Here is an 18,644-nt window from a genome sequence, read left to right on the forward strand (position 1 = left end):
AAGCTTGTGAAATTTTCGTGTTGTTGTTATGATGATTTCGATAAATTAAATAAAATAATAATAAATAGGCCAAGTTGCCTACTTAGAAAACAAAAAATATAGCATTTTGGATAGCTTGAACCATAGCTGGTTTAACTGTTAGGAGAGAACATGAAATTTAATAAAAGTAGTTTGTCTATTCTAATTTCTGCGATCATTACCGGAAGTATTACACCTTGTGCCTTTGCTCAAGAAAATACCAATGAAGCAAAAACAGAGCTTACCAGTGCCGAGCAAGCTCGCGCACTAAAAGAGCAGCATGAAAGTGAAGAAATAGAACGCATTATTGTTCAAGGCTATGAAGCCAGTTTAGATGCCGCAGAAGAAAATAAACGCAATGCCGACCAATTCTTGGATGCCGTAAGCGCGTCAGGGCTAGGCGAGTTTGCTGATGATAGTGTCGGCGATACACTAAATGGCATTGCTGGTGTAGACATTGATAGTAATGATGGTATTGCTGATGGCATTTACGTTGGCGGTTTACCTCCAGAATATAACCAAATTCAAGTTAATGGTAACACCTTAGGTGCGGGCACCAATGATAGTGCTTCATTTGTCAGTGAAGGTGCAACAACCTCTGGGATATTTTCTACTGCAGTACTTTCAGGGCTGGAAGTATTTAAATCGGCACGAGCAGATAAATCTGAGGGTTCACTTGGTGGTACAGTTAACTTTAAAACCTGGAAACCACTAAATTTTAAAAAACCTAAGTTTAATGTCAACCTGACCGCCGGTTATCATGAAATGGATGAGTCAAATGATGGCAAAGCCAGCTTCCTGTATGGTGATCGTACTAATGATGAAAAATTTGGTTGGGTGATCACTGCCTCGCACGATATCACCAAGGGGCGTATCGATACGTTCTCGGCAAGTGACCAAAAGCTAAGGATCTATGATTTGCGAGATTCTACCGATCTTGCTGGAAATCCAGTGGATGATGGCAGTAGAGAAACAGCATTGGCAGGTGATTATCATTTTAGAGTAAAAGACAGAGAAACTACTCGTACTAACTTAGTGACAGCGTTTCAATACCAAGTAAATGATGATTTAACTTTGAGCATAGAAGCAAATTATGCAAAATTTTCTCGTTGGTTCCACGAAGAAAAAAATTCATTTCAATTTAAAACAAATGCAAAATACTACGTTGATGACAGTGTCTTTATTGATGAACCAATGTCTACTCCTAATGAAGCTGTAGAACGTTTCATTACTTCTGGTGTTGCATTTGATGGTTCTCAAACTTTAATCAATTTTGAGCGTGAAACTGAAGATGAAGCGAAAGGCTTAAACTTTCAGGCCGATTGGATAATAAATGCTAATTGGGACATGCAGCTAAAAGCAACCTATTCTGAAAACAGCTTTGAATGGACACCAAATGATAAAGCGCACCAGTCGATGAAACGTGATGGTGTGCCTATGGTTTATCAAACCGATGTTAATGGTGGCATGCCTGAAATCTATTTTTTAAACTCTGATATTGATGCCGGTGGTTATATGTTTAACTACGCTCAATATCCAAATTTTGATATTAATGACAAAAATACCTGGGCACCTGCGATTGATGCGACAGCAAATGAGAATAATGAATATTTGTCTAATGCACAATCAGCTGATACCAAAGATAATAGTGTAGAAACGGCAACCTTAGGGACTGATTTTACCTATTACATGGACAATTCAGATTATTTTAACTTGATCAAGTTTGGCTTTAAATATACCAACAATGAAAGTCATTTTGCTTCACAAACGACTAATAACAAAAAAGTATTTCCGGCCAGTAATTTTAAAGAAGATTTTTCGCTGGATGATTTAGGCGAGCTAACGGCAACTGAAGAGTTTATGGGCGGTCACAATTATCAGGGCATTCCATTAACGTGGCAAAGCTGGAATTGGGATACGTTCAATGACATCGTCTGGAACAGTGGCGCAGGCACTTGGCCTGGTCTAGGTATCACTGATATACCTGCGTTTATGGCTCTTGATGTACAGCATGTGACTGAATTGAACAGTATTGCCGCCTATGCCATGACTTCATTTGAAGTTGGCCAGTTATCGGGTAATGTCGGCGTAAGATACGTTTACGATGATTACGAAGCGTATTCATACAACTTAAAAGATGAACTTGTAGATAGTATGGAAGCCATGGTGTATTTGCCAGGTGAAGCACCGGAGGGGGAAGATTCAATTAATGAAGAGGCAATGGCCGCCTGGAATAACCCTGATAACTTTAATAAGTTAACCGGAGGCCGCCAGGAAGATTATCTACTACCAAGCTTTAATGCGCGCTATACCTTAGCTGAAGATTTATTCTTACGCTTCTCGGCGGCGCTAACAATGAACCGTGCCCCTTATGCGGCCACCAAAGCAAAAGCCAACTTTAGTTATGGAGAAGATGATGAGTCGGGTGATGATATCTTATACATCAATGGTCAAAACCCAGCACTTGAGCCTACCTTCTCGCGTAACTACAATCTAGGTATCGAATGGTATTTACCAAAACAAGGGTCAGTGACTTTAGCCGTTCGACATAAAAATTTATACAACGTGCGCAGCAAGGAAGAGGTTGAGCTTGAATTAGATGAAAATCCATTCACTGGCGAGCCATTAACTGTTGATAAAGTTCGAATTACTCGCCAAGCTAATGACGGCTCAGGCACCGTTGATACGGTAGAATTTGGTGTACGTCAAAAACTTAAGTTTTTACCAGGTTTTTTACAGCATACCGGCTTTAACTTTAATACCAGCTACAGCGAGTCTGACGTAACTAAGCCAACCACAAATGGTAAAGCAAAATTACCAAGACCACCAAAGGTTGGGTTTAACGCGCAACTGTATTACCAACACAAAGCTGTTACTGCCCGTTTATCCTACAAATGGCGCGAGGAGCGTTTGACCAGAGCCGCAAATGATAACTCTTTGGCGACGCTAGACGATTACCGTCGTAATTTGGATTTTTCTACAAGTTATAAGTTTAACAAGAACTTTAAAGTAAGTTTCAATGTGAGGAACGTACTAGAAGAGAATCATCGTCGTATAGCTGAAGAAGGTGGGCTACTTGTCGGTGAGGTATATAATAGCCGTCACTTCATGTTGACAGGTCACTATACAATGTAACCGTGAAACACTATTAAAAAAGCCAGGAATATTCCTGGCTTTTTTGTTTGTAGGAAATACCCGTAATCAGCAATTTCGCAGATATTGCAGCCAACTTTTTGAACTAATTAATTGTTCATTAACTTTACAGTGAATGGAAAATAGCTTTGATAATAAAGGAGATGGCCCACCCGACAGGAGTCGAACCTGTGACCTCGCCCTCCGGAGGGGCGCGCTCTATCCAGCTGAGCTACGGGTGGTTTAGCTAACCTATAATACTAAAAGGATTATCAGTATCTTTACGGTAAGTAACGCCATTTTATAGATCAGATAGTTACTGTCAACCAATGAGTTAAGGTATGAGCTTGTTTGTTGAAATAAGAAGCGTTTTTGAGGGTTTAAGTCGTTTAGCAATAAGCAAAATAGATATTATCAACTACCCTTTAGGAATACTGGATTTAAAAATTATAGCAACTAGTTGGCAATGCATTCATTGAATTTATCAGTAACCCATTTAGTATCAAGCTTAAACTTTGGCGGTGCAGAGCGCTTTGTCATTGATTTAAGTCAACAGCAAAAAGATGACGGCATAAATGCTAACATTATCTCCTTTGGAACTGACACTGATCCTTTATTGGAGCAGTGTAAAAAAAACCAACTGGAAGTGCTAACCATTAATGCGATTAAATTAGTGGCGCATTATCGATTCTATATAGCGGTAAAGGATGCCGATGTGGTCCATATTCATTCACCTCATGTGTTAAAGTTTTTGGTTCCTATCTTGCCCTTGCTGATAAGTAAAAAAATAATCTACACTCGCCATGGCGCACATCCTTTTAATCAACGCTTGTGGTTAATCGTCCACCGTTTCTGTCAAAAGTATATTGATCACATTACCTTTGTTTCCGAAGAAGGTAAGCAAATATTCACTGATAACCATGGCTGGCATAGTAAAAATAAAAGTGTAATTGATAATGCGGTAAGGCTTCCTCGCATCATTAAACGACAGCAAAATAATAAACAAATAAGCTTAGGTTCAGTTGGGCGGATGGTCGATTTAAAAAATCAAATTTGTTTATTAGAGGCGCTAACTAAACTTAGTATGGAAGAATTACAGCACATTAATTTGCATTTCTTTGGTGATGGCCCATGTATGGGAAAATTAAAGACCTATCAGCAGCAACATTTAGCTGACTGTAGTATTTATTTTCATGGCTCTGTGGCTGATCGGCAAAAGATTTACAGCTCATTCGACGTGTTAGTTGTTACCTCGGAGACGGAAGGATTATCTTTAGTAATAATAGAAGCTATGGCTTCTGAATGTTGTGTGATTGCGACAAACGTAGGCGGTAATCCTCTGTTAGTGAGTGACAATGAGACAGGGTGGTTATTTGAGTACAACGATAGCACTAGATTAGCGAACTTAATTAAACGTTGCCTAGAAGATAACAATGATGTGAAGGCATTTGCGCAAAAATCAAAACAAAAGATTTCTGAGCAATTTTCATTATCCAAATGTGCTCAAGCGTATCAAAATATATATGTTGATTAGCGCATCTATCTGCACGGTTCTGCTTATATTCTGTAAATTAAATACTACTTTAACTTAGCACTCTCAAATTCTTCAGCAAGTTCCGTTAAAACCCAAGGCATATTTCCGGTAGTACCAAACCACCAATTGAATTTTCTTACCGGGCTTAACTGCCATCGCGTTCGATTTTTATCATTCACCTGTAGGCTATGCTGGCATGATAACAGCAGCTTATCCGCAAGACGAACTAGTTGAGTAATATCTTCACCGTCTAGTTTTGACAAATACGCAGATAAACTGACCATCCCTGCTACATCGCAAGCGTGTTGTATATCTGACCATTGCTCATTATTTTCCAATGTAGGCCTTTCCAGAAAAATTAAATATTTAGGTACTATTCTTCCTTTGATTTGCCCATCTGATGCAGTATAAGTTCCATGACGGAGTACTGATTTTCCCAGAGATTTAATGATATTCTTACTTTTTTCATTCCCGGATAATTGAAATAAACGCCAAAACTGATAACTTGCTAATGCACTCATCCAGGGGGAGCAAACCAAGTCATCCGCCTTTCCTCCTTCATGAACTCCATAGGGATGAGCGATACAATCATAAGTATTCGCATTGAATGAATACAGTGCGGAAGAGGTACCATCAACCAAGTCCTGAATACGAACTAACGCTGTGATGCTTTGATTCAACTCCCATTGAGTAATCGCTGCTGCCAGTGCTACCGCTAAGTTACGTTCGGTCCAGAACCCTACCTTTTGAGTATACTTACTCGGCCAACTTAATGTATTGATAAATATTTTATGAATGGCTTTTTTTAAAGACAGTCTTGGGTAAAACATATAATCAATTAACAAACCAGTGTTCAATAAGTATTTATGATCTGCATTTTTTTTTAATCCAAAGTAGCCCTGTTCGGTTAAATTTTGTTGATAAAACAGCGCCGCTTCATGAGCCTTATGTTTGATTGTTATATCCCCTGTTTTAAAATAGAGTTGATATAAAACGTATACACGGTCATATAACCAAGGTGCTGGGTCCGTTAATTTTTCCTGGATTTTTTTATGTTCGGCAATCGCTTTATCATCAGTAACAAAATCAGAATAATTTATATAAGCCTTATTGAACCAATAGAAGTCATCACTTATAGGAGCTAATAATGGCGCATATAAAACGTTACTAAGCCAATCTATTGGAAATTTTGCATCAATTGTTTTTGTTATGTGGTTATCATAAGGAGCTATTTGTTTACCTAGCTCGGGGTGCCAGGTTAACTTGTAAATGTCGCCTTTACGGACACCACTAAACGGTGTCAATAACAAGCTACGCAGAAAAGGTTTGTTATTATTTTTTGATGGCCAAATTAGCGAAGATTGTGCATCAAATTTAACGCTTTTACCATTAATTGTTAATTGCAATTTTTGTGTTAAATCCAAGACTTCATTTTTGAACGGAACGACAATTGAAGCATGTTCAGAAAGTGAATTTAATGCTTGAAAATGAACAAAATTCTCACCAAAAGATATTTCGTCACTCGCAAAACTGTATGAACCCCCTAAGGCGATCGCTAGCAATATCAATCCAATAAAAGGTAATTTCATACCATACTCCTATTGCCCTTCTTTAGATTATTAAAATAAACCTTTGAATACGACATAACATAACTGTAGAGCAGAAAAGTATTTTTTATTACTTTTTTCATACTTTTTGTGACGAATTTTAAATTTACAGCTAATACTATAATGAGGAAGGCAAAGTTGAAGTGACCGCCATTGAGTTTGAGCTAGGTGTTTATTTTTATCAAGTTGTTGGCTTTATTAATCTGGACTATGGTTAAAATACATCCGTATGCCACTACAGCCTACCCATCATACTGTCTGGTAAATACAAAAATTTAGGGATAAATATTAATGCAAAAAAAGCAAGATGAGGAACTAGAAAATTCAAGTGTAGGGTTCTTCTTTTTATTTTTATACAGCATTGCCATTTTTATCAGGCCACATGAGTGGAACTATACTACTGTTGAACCAATACCTTTGGGGCGCTATTTATTGATCGCCGCCTTTGTGTTCTATCTGTTTTTCCAGAAAAAGAAAATCTGGGGCTATCAATGTTGGTGTTTATTAGGGGTATTTCTAATCATTCCTTTGTCTGGGTTAAAGAATGGTTGGCTTGGTGGTGGAGTATTTCAAGCGATTGATTTTTTTATCTATTCATTATTACCTTTTTTATTATACGCGTCATTAATAAACAGCAGCAAAAAGCATCACGCGATATTTTTAGTGTTCACAGTCGCTTCTCTCGTTATGCTCCATCACGGCATTTCGCAAAAAATGTCCGTAGATGGGACCGGTTGGTCTGGAATTCAATTATCGGTAGGCACGCGTATTACCTTTTTGGGGTTCTTCAAAGACCCAAATGATTTAAGTATGTTTTTTGTGATGAATATACCGGTTATGTTTTATTTAAGACATAGTGCGACTAATTGGTTTAGCAAATTTTTCTTTTCATTGATGATTATCGCTTTGTTGGTGGGGATTTATTTAGCCAATTCTCGAGGTGCGATGGTGGCTTTATTCGGGCTTGGGCTAACTTATTGTTTTTTTAATTGGGGTAAACTGAAAACATTATTCTTCAGTTTAGTTTCAATTCCTATTGTAGTAATTATAATGTCGGTGTTTCGCACTATTGACTTGGATGATGGTAGTACTTCTGGCCGAATCAGGGCTTGGTACCAAGCTATTCAAATGTTCAAATCTAGCCCGCTGATCGGTGTTGGCAAAGAAAATTTTGACAAACACCATTCTTTGACCGCCCACAACTCGTTTTTGCTTATAATTGCCGAACTTGGTGCCATAGGCTATGCCTTATGGTTTTTCACCATAGCGTTGACTATGTGGATGCTATATAAGGCATTCAACCTTGAACCAGAAAAAAATAAAGGCATTCTTGCCGACCCTAAAGTTAGGCAAGATGTTATTCTTGCCAAGACATTGTTTTTCTCATTGGTGGCATTTTTATATACAGCATTCTTTTTAAGTCGCAGTTATATTGTATTTTTATATGTTTTTCTTGGTTTGTCTTATGCGGTATTTATCCGCTTGGCTAGGCAAATACCGGAACTTCAAGAAGTCACAGCTTCGAAAAATTTATTACTCATATTTATGGCTGCACCATTGACTATGATCCTATTATATCTGCTAGTTAAAATATTATTATGATGAAGTTGGCATTATCATTTTTGCTCTTTTAGTGTTTACGCCATAAGTTTTGTGTAGAGGTGAAGTAATACTTCCATCCAGCCAGAAATGCTGCGTAATTTAAACTGCAAAAACTCACGCAGATTGAGCCTAAAGGTAAGTTAATATTTTTTTTAGTCAAAACAAGTGCCAACAGACTATAACTGTAAAAAATTAGCTGAATGAACAAGATGATTTTCCCTCCAATGTGCTGGCTTAGCATTGAAGTTAATAGCAAAGAAATAAGTGCATATGGAATCACCAACCGCAAAATTTTATGTGATATAAACTGAAAAAAAACAGGATTTTTAAATGGATTTAATAACCATGGTAATTGATGAATTAACTGAAAATTTCCCGCAAGAGTACGCACTTTTCGGGTAAATTCTTCTGTTATCGATGAGGAGCTTTTATCGTAGGCAATAGCATCGTCAATAAATTTTATCTTGTATCCATTTTTAATGATAGTAAGCGGAATATACATATCATCAAGTAAGCAGTTATCAGGGATCTTCGGTATTAGTGATTTTCTTGCCATATAAATTGCCCCAGTAACGCCTATTAAAGAATCGGCATCACTTTCACTTCTTCTGATCCACTTTTCATAAAGCCAATATAATCCAGGTTCGGATTGAATATTTTCATCATCACCAGTAATGTGTAAGTTGCCACTAACTGCGCCAATATTTTCATTCGCAAATTGTGCTTGAAGTGCAGTTAATGCTTGCGAATTAAAAGATTGTCTGACATCTGCAAAAGCGACTAAATCAGTATGCACATTTTTGAACGCAATATTTAAGGCATATGACTTACCTCGATTTTGAGCATATTCGATGAATTTTATGTTAAGTAAATGATGATAGCTTTTAATAACCTCTTCGGGCTGGTCGGTTGAGCCGTCGGATACTATTATTAACCTCAATTTGTCCAGAGGGTAATCAGTATCTAAGATGTTCTCTAGTCGTTTGAGCAACAAATTACGGCTGTTGTAAATACATAATACAATGGATATTTCAGGTAAATCATCGTCTGAATTGTCGATAAATTGCACCGCCCTTATTTTTCCAATTAAAGCGATTAATAACGGATAAGCGATAAAAGTATATAAAATAATGACTATACTCAGATAAAAAATGGATTCCATGGCAATATTATCTTTCCAATAGTTTATTAGTAGATGACTGCTATTTATCTAGCCAAATCAATATACAATTCTAGTCATCAGGCAAGAATAAACAAAGTTAATACTCATCTTATTTATATTATTCAAAAGGGTGAGGTAATTAATAAGCTTCAAATCAGTGAAGTCAGTATCATTGCCATAGCTAAAATAATGCTATGCCTAATAATATGAATAAGAAAGTTCGTAAAATAAAATTCAACTAACGAATTGTGACTGATTTCGCTGTGAACTCAGCCCAATGAGACGAAACAACCTGTTCAAATCAACCTTGCTAACCTTGACTGAGCCTTGATCCTTTCTATACTCAGATATTCGGTATTGTAAGTAAAATGACGAGTGAATAAACCCATAATAACTCGAACTGGTTAAATGCAGGAGTCAGCGATCGAACAAGAAAAAGCTTCTAGTAAATATAATAATTAGCACTAGATAAAACGCAAAAATAGCTATAGTCAGTATGTTAATTCTTAAATTTGGGTTGCAGGTTTTGCTGAACTTTTACTGTAAATCAGACCAACGAAAAAGCTAACGTATGAAATGCACTAGTGGCTTAAGGATGGAACATTGAAATATAGAAGTGATATTGATGGCTTGAGAGCAATTGCTGTCGGTTTAGTCATCCTTAACCATGTTGGCTTTAGTTTTTTTACCGGTGGCTTTGTCGGCGTTGATGTTTTTTTTGTTATTTCTGGTTTTTTGATCACATCCATCATTTTTCCAATGATAATAGAAAATAAATTTAGTTTTACTTGGTTTTTAAGTCGCCGAATAAAGCGATTAATGCCGGTATTGCTGTTTGTCATATTTATAACAATAATTGTTTTTTCATTTGTACTGTTACCTAGAGATTTAATGCTGTTTTATCGCAGTGTTATTTGGGTTGTTCTGTATGTCGGGAATTTTTTCTTTTGGCGCGAACATGGTGGTTATTTTAATGGTGGTTCGCAAGAAGCTCCGTTATTGCATACTTGGTCGTTAGCGGTAGAAGAGCAGTACTATTTGTTGTGGCCTTTGATGCTATTAATGGCGGTTAAATTCTTAGGCGCTAAAGTAACAGCCTACTTGTCGTTAGTTGTATTTGTGGCAGCTACCGTTTTCTCTCAATGGGGAACCGAGGTAACCTTAGGCGCTGCTTATTATTTGCTGCCGACCCGTTTTTTTGAACTGTTAATGGGCTCATGTTTAGCCATTTTTTGGCAAAAACTACCAACTATCTCAGTTAAGGCGCAGCACTTACTGTCTATCATAGGGTTATTTTTAATCATAGCTAGTGCTTTGTTTTTGAGTGAGCATTCGCCATTTCCAGGCTACAACGCTTTGTATCCTGTTGTGGGTACCGCACTGTTAATATTTTCAACAACGGGCGTTGTAAATAAGTTTTTATCATTAAAATGGATGGTATTTACCGGCAATATTTCTTATTCCCTTTATCTATGGCATTGGCCTGTTTTTGTCTTGGTGCGCTATACCGCGATTGAATTTACTCTGCCAGTACAATTGTTTTGTATTGTTTTTATTTATGCTCTTTCAGTTTTATCTTACAAGTTTATAGAGCAACCTATGCGTAGTATGAAGTTGAATTCGTTTGCGCCAATTGCCCGAACAATGTACGTTATCCCTGCGGTTGTGCTAATTTTTATTGCGTCCAGTGGCGTTTATTTCAATGGTTATAAATATCGATTTTCTCCAGAAGTAGTCAAAATGGATGAGGCATTAAACTCGTTTGCCAGCAAATCCAGAGTTGGCTGTCATGCTGCTTTTAGAAATAGTGAACAACGACCAGATGATAAATGTATTTTTGGCTTGGCTGAGCGTGAACAAACAGCAAGTTTCTTTATTATTGGTGATTCACATGCGAATCACTTACTTCCTCTGTTTCAGACATTAGCGGCGGAAGGTAATTTATCTGGTCAAGATTATACTCTCGATCGCTGTATTCCTATTCTGGATTTAAATTGGGGCACTAATGAATTTTTTGCCAAAAAATGTCGAGCAAGAAATGAATTAGCCAAACAGCATATTCAAAGCAACAATTTTGACTATGTCGTTTTGGCGGCTTCGTGGCCACACTATACGTCGAAAAGGCTTTATACTGAACAGCAAGTGTTCGACGAAAGTGAAAAAAGAGCGTTGCTGAAAGAAAAGCTCTCCCATACATTGCAAGTTATTGTTGAGGCGGGATCAGTACCTTTATTTGTTGAGGATACGCCATCACTTCATGGTAAAAGTCATAAATGCCCTATTAAGAAAGAGGTTTTTAACAATGCTCTTGATTGCTCGATGACACGGGTAGAAAATATCATGTTAGACGGTATTCTTGACGAATTAAAATTGAAATTTCCGACTCTGGTGGTTATGCATCCGCATCAATTGTTTTGTAATGATAACCAATGTGTCATGGCATTAAATGGCTTACCACTTTATAGAGATGACAATCATTTAAATGAACAGGGAGCTAAGTATTTGGGTAAGTTGTATTCACAAAATTACTCTAATCCATTGCTCAATAATTTAATGACAAAATAACCTAACGTTGACGAAATTTGTCGACTAGTTTAAGTACTGGGCGTATTTACGAGTTTATCAGTATCCTGCATATTATTGACTTGTATCATCTATATGACCATCTTTGTTGATTAATTCTCGAATTGCAATTGTCACCACAGCACAACTAAGAAATAAAGCACCAAATGACTCTAGAAACTGTTCATAACTAATAACTCGCCCCAGTAATACTACAGTGCCTTCGGTATATAAAAAATCTGCCACTTGTGAAAAAATGGTACATACAGTAAAAAGAACCAGAAAGAAAAAAGTATTCTTTGTGAACGTTTCTTTTAAATTAAATAATAGTAATACTCCAAGCAATACCCCATAAAATAAAAATATAAGAGTATCTTTGAACCCCATCTGAGAGCCTAAATACTCATGGATCATATATAACTCATCAAAAGCCAATAATGCTAGTAATAGACACATTGACCACCACCAAAGTGGTTTATTTAGCGGTTTAGTTTTCAGCTTTAAAGTACATAAAATAAAGATAAAATATGCTACAAAAGAGCCAAATATAAAGTTTAGCGCGGTGATAAAATCACCTAATTCACTTTCCATTGTTGGTTGAAACCCTTTGATTCTAATAATTATAAATAATGCATATAAAATTATTGGAAATGAAAAAAGTTTTACTAAATCTAGACTGTGTAACTTAAACATATATCCCTCTTCTTAATATCATCTGACTATCGATAAATCCATTGAATCTACGTTAACCCAGATTGGCATCATTATTTTCCGTGGATGGTCTTGTATTCTTCGTGTTTAATGCCAAAAAAACCTGCAATTGTGCCAATTGCAGAAGAAAAGCGGAATAAGCCATTAATTACTTTTGTTTTATTTCGGGTGATCAAACCAAGCAAGCAATACCCAAATCCTCTCAAAATTCTTATCCCGCACATGAATAGACAATTAGCAATGGCTTTAATCTTTGGCTCCTCAAACAAATGGCTGCGGGTGTAGCCAATACCAGATCTAAACCCCCGCTTTAAAAACCATCTAATGGTTGCTCTTGATTTAGGAAATTCCTCTATTACTGGAGCGTCGGTATAAAAAGCACTAAAACCTGCTCTGGTACACTTTAAAGCGAAATGATAATCACTAGCACCTGTGGTGGCGAATCTAGCATCAAAAGCGGGGACAACTTGTTCAAGAACATGCCTGCTGATCAGTAAGTTGTTGGTGTAGTATGTTGTTAAAATGTCGCCTTCGTGGTGAGTGTTCTTTCCGTAAATTAAATCGATGGCCCAGTACGGTGTGCCCTCTTCACCAACTGAAATAACATGACTAGTCATTATGTCGGCTTGATATAATGCTTGCCTGTCCAGCAGTTTCTGTGCCCAGCTTTCATCGGCCGGCCATTCATCATCGTCTATAAAGAATAGAAATTGAGAGTCGCTTGCTAAAAACGTTGTTACACATCGATTGCGGGCGGCAACGATGCCTTTAATTGGCTCTGTTTGATAAATAATGGTGTGAGGGGAATCTTTCTGCAGTTTAATAACGACTTCTTTAGTAGCCAGGTCACAATCATTATCAACAACCAAGATATCAAGAGTAATGTTGTTGCTAACGATTTGTTTACAAAGCGCCTGTAATAATCTTTTCAACCAAGCGGGACGTTTACAGGTTATCACTGCTATGGTTGCGTGCTTGTTATTACTGGCCATTTTGAACCCTCGATTTATTGCTCATCGCGGAGCCTTTATTTTATTGTCTTTAATGATAGCACTTACTCGAAAAATCACTTGCTAATTGCTCGTTATTTTTACTGAAAAATATCGTTCACCGATGAGCGCCACAAGACTGAATTGACAAAATCGAAATCAAAAATTTGTAATTAATAGCAACTAAGTGTATTCGGATCTGTGCCTAGCTTGAAAGAGGTATTTATTATTCCTATACTTTTAGAAATCCAGCTTAAAGAGCATTTGATCATTGACTTTTGAATCTCCAAATAGCAAAGGAATAATGAAATAGGTATGGTTTCTAAACCAAGGAAAAACAATGAAAAGCCTAAGAATCGCCGTATTGGTTAGTCCGGATCCATCAGATATTTATTTTGCCAATAAAATAATGGAAGCCATTGATGTGGAAGTGGTTTTTGTCGAAACTAAATTTAGGGAAGAAAACAATCTCCAGCGCTATCTAAAGTTTTTCAAGGCATTGTTTAACCCTGTTAAAGTCATTACTAAATTGCGCGATTCCCGTTTAAGAAAACAATTAGACCACCGTAGTGGTACGATTGCCGCCGAAGGATTTGGTGATGCAGGTAAGCAGATATTCCCTAAGAACGGGACGACCGTTATCTATACTGACGGGCCAAAAGATTTAAATTCATCGATTAACGTGGCGCGATTAAAGGCGTTTAAAGTGGATCTAATTGTCTGTTGCGGTTGCTCTATCCTTAATAATTCTGTCATTAGTATTCCCCGCTTAGGCGTTTTAAACCTTCACGGCGGACTGTCGCAACGTTACCGAGGAATATTACCTATCCTCTTTTCCATCAATAATAATGAACCTGAATATATCGGTTTAACTGTACATTACGTTCGCCAGGGTATAGATGACGGGGAGGTTATTTATCAAGCCCGGCCAGTAATTTGCCTGGATGATAATCCAGAAAGTATTTATATAAAAATTGTAAAGTTGGGCATTGAAAATATGCTCCAGGCTATTGCTGATATAGCATACGGAAAAATTAAAAGTTACAAACTTATAGAAAAGGGGAAGCTGTATACGGCAAAAATGGCTACGGCAGAAGTTATTGCCAAAGCATGGGAGGGCAGTGAATTGGTGATTGCTAGCTACCTCGCAAATAAAGATGAACAAGATAAAGAAGTGCTGATGATGTTAAATAAACATTATTCAACGGATAGCATTTCGACATGAGATTAGTGCTATGAATTCTAAAATTCAATACCGTCTTATCGATGATCCGGAAATTCTGGCGAAAATGCGCCCTTCTTGGGACAGGTTGTTACAACAAACCAATAATGACAATATTTATATCACTTGGGAGTGGTTAAGCCACTGGTGGCAGGTTTACCATGAGGGGCGTTCGCTTTTCATTGTTATTGCTGAGCGGGATAATGAATTAGTTGGTTTGCTCCCTTTACTGCGCCGTAAAATAACCTATTATCGCTGCTTCAAATTTAGACGAATTGAGTTTCTCAGTACCGGCGAAACTGAAGAAGAAGAAGTGTGCCCAACAATAATGAATTGTTCAATTCTACCTGGCTTAGAACAGCAAGTTTGCGAAGGTTTCATCCATTTTCTTGTTGACGAGTTAGGAGATGAATGGGACGAGTTGCGGATGACTCCTCTAGTAATGGATGATCTGAAAACGAAGCATTTTTCCCGCTGTTTTGCGACACAACGTAACTATCTGTGTAGAACAGAGGAGCAGGGGATTAATGCTTATACCGATTTAAGTAATGGTTGGGATGAGTTGTCAAAATCTTTCGGTAGGAAAACCAGAAAAGGTCTTAGAAGGGGGCGAAAATTTATCGCTGAGACTCAGGACTCAGGCTATAGATTTCTAGAAAATACCGAGGATTTTGATTATTTTTATGACGCGTTTGTTGAACTACACAGTAAACGTTGGAATAACAGCAGTATCTTTGATAACTCAAATTTTGCTAGGTTCCAACGACAAGTTTGTAAGGACATATTTGAAAAAGGCTGGTTAATGTTATCGTTGCTCACTATTGATAACAAAATTATATCGGGAAACCTCGATTACTGCCACGGTGATACTGTGTATGGTTATCTTACTGCTTATGATCCTGATTTTAAAACAAAACTCAGTTTGGGGTTACTTGGCATGAGTTATTGTCTGGAACACTCATCAAATAATACTTATAAGAAATATGATTGGTATCGGGTAACCGATAAAGGCAATTATAAAAAACACTTTTCACCGAATATTCGATATATGGTGACTTTTAATTGTCAAAAGCAAACTTTGAACTCTATATTGTATACAGGGGCAAGAAAAATTGTTTTGGCGCTTAAACGCCTGCGTAGACAACAGTTAAAAAGATTTTCTCTTGGCAATGATTGAGTGCCGAATATTGAAGGGTGGATGTCAGAGAAATGATAATTCTATGACTTAACTGGAAGCTCAGTCATTTTTTGTATTGTTTCACGATAAAGAAAAAGTAGGAGGTATAACAATTCGCTAACGATTGTCTACCGTCCTAATTGAGAAATATAGGCTAAAAGCCTGTGATTGATAATTTATCAAGAAGTTTAATTATCTCTGTAATTGCTACAAACGCGAGGTAAATAATGAAAATTCATGATCTAAATTTAGAACAAATTGAGCGGGTTGAGATCAAATCGGAAGATAATGTGCGAGAACTTTTAGCGACGGCTCGCCGTCCAATAATTTTAACTGGTTTGGAGAATGACCTCAGCTTTCTCAGTGACTTCAACCTTGACTCTCTATCTCAATTAAACGAAAACGTCAGAACCCAGCGTCCGAATTCTGATGGTGTTAACTATTTCTTCCAGTATACCAATATGCCGATGTCGGAATTTATCGAACGAATTCGTAATGGTGAAAACCTTTATGCCGGAGCTAGAAAAGTATTGGATTCGGGAGGGGTACCAACAAATTTTGCCGGACTGTTAGATATGGCCGACAAGCTAAAAATACCATCATGGATAGAGCGTTCACGCATCTATAATGCCTGTCTTTGGGTGGGGGCCGGCGGCAATCGAACCCTGCTGCACTACGATGCATGGGATACTGTACAAATGATTGGCGAAGGCGAAAAAGAGTATTTTGTTTTTCCACCTGAAGAATCTGAGCGATTACATCAACACGGTATTTTTGATTTTAAGGCATTAATTGCCGGGCAAGTACTGCACAGTAAAATACGTCCGCTAGATGTTCAGGAGCGCTACCAGGAGACGTTTTCTAAACTTAAGGGGTTTCGCGGTAAGTACTCTGCGGGGGAAGTCATGTTTGTGCCAGCGGGTTTCTGGCATTATGTTGAATCATCGGGCTTAAACATTGCGGTGAACTTTTTTATTCATTTTGTTGATCGTAGTTTGCAATTTAAAGAGCCATTGAGAACATATTGGATCAAGGCCAATATAACGAGCCGACCTATCGACTGGTATTGGGCGCTGCGAGGGCGTGCTGGCACATTATATCGTCGACTGTTCAAACCGCAAAGAGTGTAGGTAGTTGCTGGCAGAGAACATTCTCTATCGGCAATTTGGTCAATGCCTAACCTAAAGCGGGCACTGTGGTTTTCGACTGCGTAGCTGCTCATTCGTAATAATGTTATTAATTCGTCTACAATTAATAGTACCTAAAGCTATAACATCCCCTTTTTGGTGTTAAGTACTTATCGAAAGAATAACAATGAAGAATTTATCTACCGAACGAAGACTTATTACCAGCTCAGTATTTCGATTTGTCGAGAAAGCCGTAATCGTAATATCATCATTATTGCTTACCCCTTTTCTAATAAATACCTTAGGGCAATCTCAATATGGTTTATGGATTTTAATTTTATCCATATTGGGTTGGTTTAGAGTTATTCAATTAGGTTTTCCAAGTGCAGTACAGCGCTATATCACCCTTTACTTGGAGCAACAGAAATTTAACGCTGTCAATCAAGTCTTTTCCACCAGTCTTGTCTTATTTTCAATTCTAGGTTTAATTGCGGCTAGTTTATTAATATTGTTATCTCAAACCCCCGAAGTTTTAGGAGCCCAAAGCAGCCATCAAGTAACTCTTTCCTTGGCATTCTTAATATTTAGCTTGAAGGTGTTCTGGGATCTTTGCATGACCTCAATTAATGCTTTTTTCTCCGGCTTAATACGTTTTGATGTGGACGCGAATTTATCATCACTAAATGTCATCATAAAGTCGGTGCTCATTTATCTACTTATTACAGATTTAAATATTTCGGGCGCTATCATTGCTGTGATGGTCGCTGACATAACCTCCAACTTGGCAAAAATATATTATGTTAAAAGACTTTATCCCAGGTTAGAATTTAAATTTAGCTTAGTGAGTCTTGCCGAATTGAAAAAGCTTTTTTCTTTTGCTAAGCATATTATCGCAGTAGGGTTTACGAAAGCCATTAACACCCGCATCGATCCCTTTATCATCAGTAAAATATTCGATTTAAACGCAGTAGCGTTCTACAGTGTCGCCGATCGGCTGGCAAGCCATGTTGAGCAATTCAGTTTAACAGTATCAGGAGTCTTTCAACCGGTATTTACAAAAATGGTCGCTAGTAAGGAAAACATGGAAGGTTTATTTTTACAAGTGTCTTTTTTAAATCTATTTATTGCGAGTGCTTTATATTGCCCCTTGCTTATTTTTGGTGAAAGTTTTTTAACGCTATGGATCGGGAGTGAATTTAGCCAGGCGATTGTCTTAATAAACATCTTAGTATTTGCTTTAATATGCTCGGCGTTTTCGATATCCATAACCCATGTGTTGATTGCCCAGGCTAACCATAAACTTGTTGCCCCTCTTTATTTTGTCGCAGCTTTAATCAATCTGGGCCTTTCTATTTTATTAGCTCAGTACTTTGGTTTAAAGGGAGTAGCGATAGGTACTGCTATAGGTTCATTTTTAGCTAACGTTGTATTTTGTCTGTTAATGTTAAAACGCTACAACCATTTTGATTTAAGGGCGTTGATTCAACGATTTTTATTTTGCATATTAATGCTTTTTGTTATTGGTTTATCCGGGCAGTATATGGTTAAAACTTATCTACAACTTACTTGGATAAGTTTGTCTTTATCTGTATTAGTGTGCCTGCCATTAACTACCTGGATTTTCTGGTTGATTATTTTGCCGTCAGCAATGAAAAAGCAAATCATTAAATACCTAAAACAAAATATAAAAACAAGCGTAGGGTTAAAGTTCTCCTTGTTCTTTAAAAGCAAAGATCTAAGATGATCCGAAAATAGTGCATTTATATTTGTTACAATGAGATAACGAGTTATGCCTATTTGA

The 18,644-nt window shown here is 37.3% G+C and carries 12 protein-coding genes and 1 tRNA gene; 8 read left to right on the forward strand and 5 right to left on the reverse strand.

Annotated elements, in window-relative coordinates; all coding sequences use genetic code 11:
• The first annotated feature begins 150 nt into the window (after positions 1-150).
• Positions 151-3,153, forward strand: coding sequence for a TonB-dependent receptor (locus tag RI844_RS14785; RefSeq protein WP_348395439.1), 3,003 nt, complete (start codon positions 151-153; stop codon positions 3,151-3,153).
• Between the two features lie 162 nt (positions 3,154-3,315).
• On the opposite strand, the gene RI844_RS14790 is transcribed toward RI844_RS14785, so the two are convergent.
• Positions 3,316-3,392: transfer RNA gene (locus tag RI844_RS14790), tRNA-Arg, on the reverse strand.
• 233 nt (positions 3,393-3,625) lie between these two features.
• Here RI844_RS14790 and RI844_RS14795 point away from each other — a divergent pair.
• Positions 3,626-4,684 (forward strand): glycosyltransferase family 4 protein, encoded by a 1,059-nt coding sequence (locus tag RI844_RS14795; protein WP_348395440.1) that lies wholly within the window; start codon positions 3,626-3,628, stop codon positions 4,682-4,684.
• Between the two features lie 44 nt (positions 4,685-4,728).
• Here RI844_RS14795 and RI844_RS14800 read toward each other — a convergent pair whose 3' ends face one another.
• Positions 4,729-6,273 (reverse strand): hypothetical protein, encoded by a 1,545-nt coding sequence (locus tag RI844_RS14800; RefSeq protein WP_348395441.1) that lies wholly within the window; start codon positions 6,271-6,273, stop codon positions 4,729-4,731.
• 309 nt (positions 6,274-6,582) lie between these two features.
• Here RI844_RS14800 and RI844_RS14805 point away from each other — a divergent pair, with 309 nt between their 5' ends.
• Positions 6,583-7,893, forward strand: a complete 1,311-nt coding sequence (locus RI844_RS14805) for an O-antigen ligase family protein (protein WP_348395442.1) — start codon at positions 6,583-6,585, stop codon at positions 7,891-7,893.
• 28 nt (positions 7,894-7,921) lie between these two features.
• Here the strand turns inward: RI844_RS14805 and RI844_RS14810 are convergent, their stop codons facing one another.
• Positions 7,922-9,055, reverse strand: a complete 1,134-nt coding sequence (locus RI844_RS14810) for a glycosyltransferase (RefSeq protein ID WP_348395443.1) — start codon at positions 9,053-9,055, stop codon at positions 7,922-7,924.
• 603 nt (positions 9,056-9,658) lie between these two features.
• Between RI844_RS14810 and RI844_RS14815 the strand changes: the two genes are divergently transcribed.
• Complete coding sequence (locus RI844_RS14815) at positions 9,659-11,620, forward strand: acyltransferase family protein (protein WP_348395444.1); 1,962 nt, start codon at positions 9,659-9,661, stop codon at positions 11,618-11,620.
• A 72-nt stretch (positions 11,621-11,692) separates the two neighbouring features.
• On the opposite strand, the gene RI844_RS14820 is transcribed toward RI844_RS14815, so the two are convergent.
• Positions 11,693-12,208 carry a hypothetical protein gene (locus tag RI844_RS14820; RefSeq protein WP_348395445.1) on the reverse strand — a complete coding sequence of 172 codons (516 nt, stop codon included), beginning with the start codon at positions 12,206-12,208 and terminating at the stop codon, positions 11,693-11,695.
• 173 nt (positions 12,209-12,381) lie between these two features.
• The gene (locus RI844_RS14825) at positions 12,382-13,320 is read right to left on the reverse strand and encodes a glycosyltransferase (protein WP_348395446.1); all 939 of its coding nucleotides are present in this window, start codon (positions 13,318-13,320) and stop codon (positions 12,382-12,384) included.
• Between the two features lie 337 nt (positions 13,321-13,657).
• Between RI844_RS14825 and RI844_RS14830 the strand changes: the two genes are divergently transcribed.
• From RI844_RS14830 to RI844_RS14845, 4 genes are all read left to right on the forward strand, one after another.
• The gene (locus tag RI844_RS14830; RefSeq protein WP_348395447.1) at positions 13,658-14,542 is read left to right on the forward strand and encodes a formyl transferase; all 885 of its coding nucleotides are present in this window, start codon (positions 13,658-13,660) and stop codon (positions 14,540-14,542) included.
• A gap of 10 nt (positions 14,543-14,552) precedes the next feature.
• Positions 14,553-15,716: a GNAT family N-acetyltransferase gene (locus tag RI844_RS14835; RefSeq protein WP_348395448.1), complete on the forward strand. Its 1,164-nt coding sequence runs from the start codon at positions 14,553-14,555 to the stop codon at positions 15,714-15,716.
• Between the two features lie 227 nt (positions 15,717-15,943).
• Complete coding sequence (locus RI844_RS14840) at positions 15,944-16,846, forward strand: cupin-like domain-containing protein (RefSeq protein ID WP_348395449.1); 903 nt, start codon at positions 15,944-15,946, stop codon at positions 16,844-16,846.
• A 184-nt stretch (positions 16,847-17,030) separates the two neighbouring features.
• Positions 17,031-18,587, forward strand: a complete 1,557-nt coding sequence (locus RI844_RS14845) for an oligosaccharide flippase family protein (protein ID WP_348395450.1) — start codon at positions 17,031-17,033, stop codon at positions 18,585-18,587.
• Positions 18,588-18,644 lie beyond the last annotated feature (57 nt).

It is taken from the genome of Thalassotalea fonticola, from assembly GCF_032911225.1.
Taxonomy (GTDB): Bacteria; Pseudomonadota; Gammaproteobacteria; order Enterobacterales; family Alteromonadaceae; genus Thalassotalea_A; species Thalassotalea_A fonticola.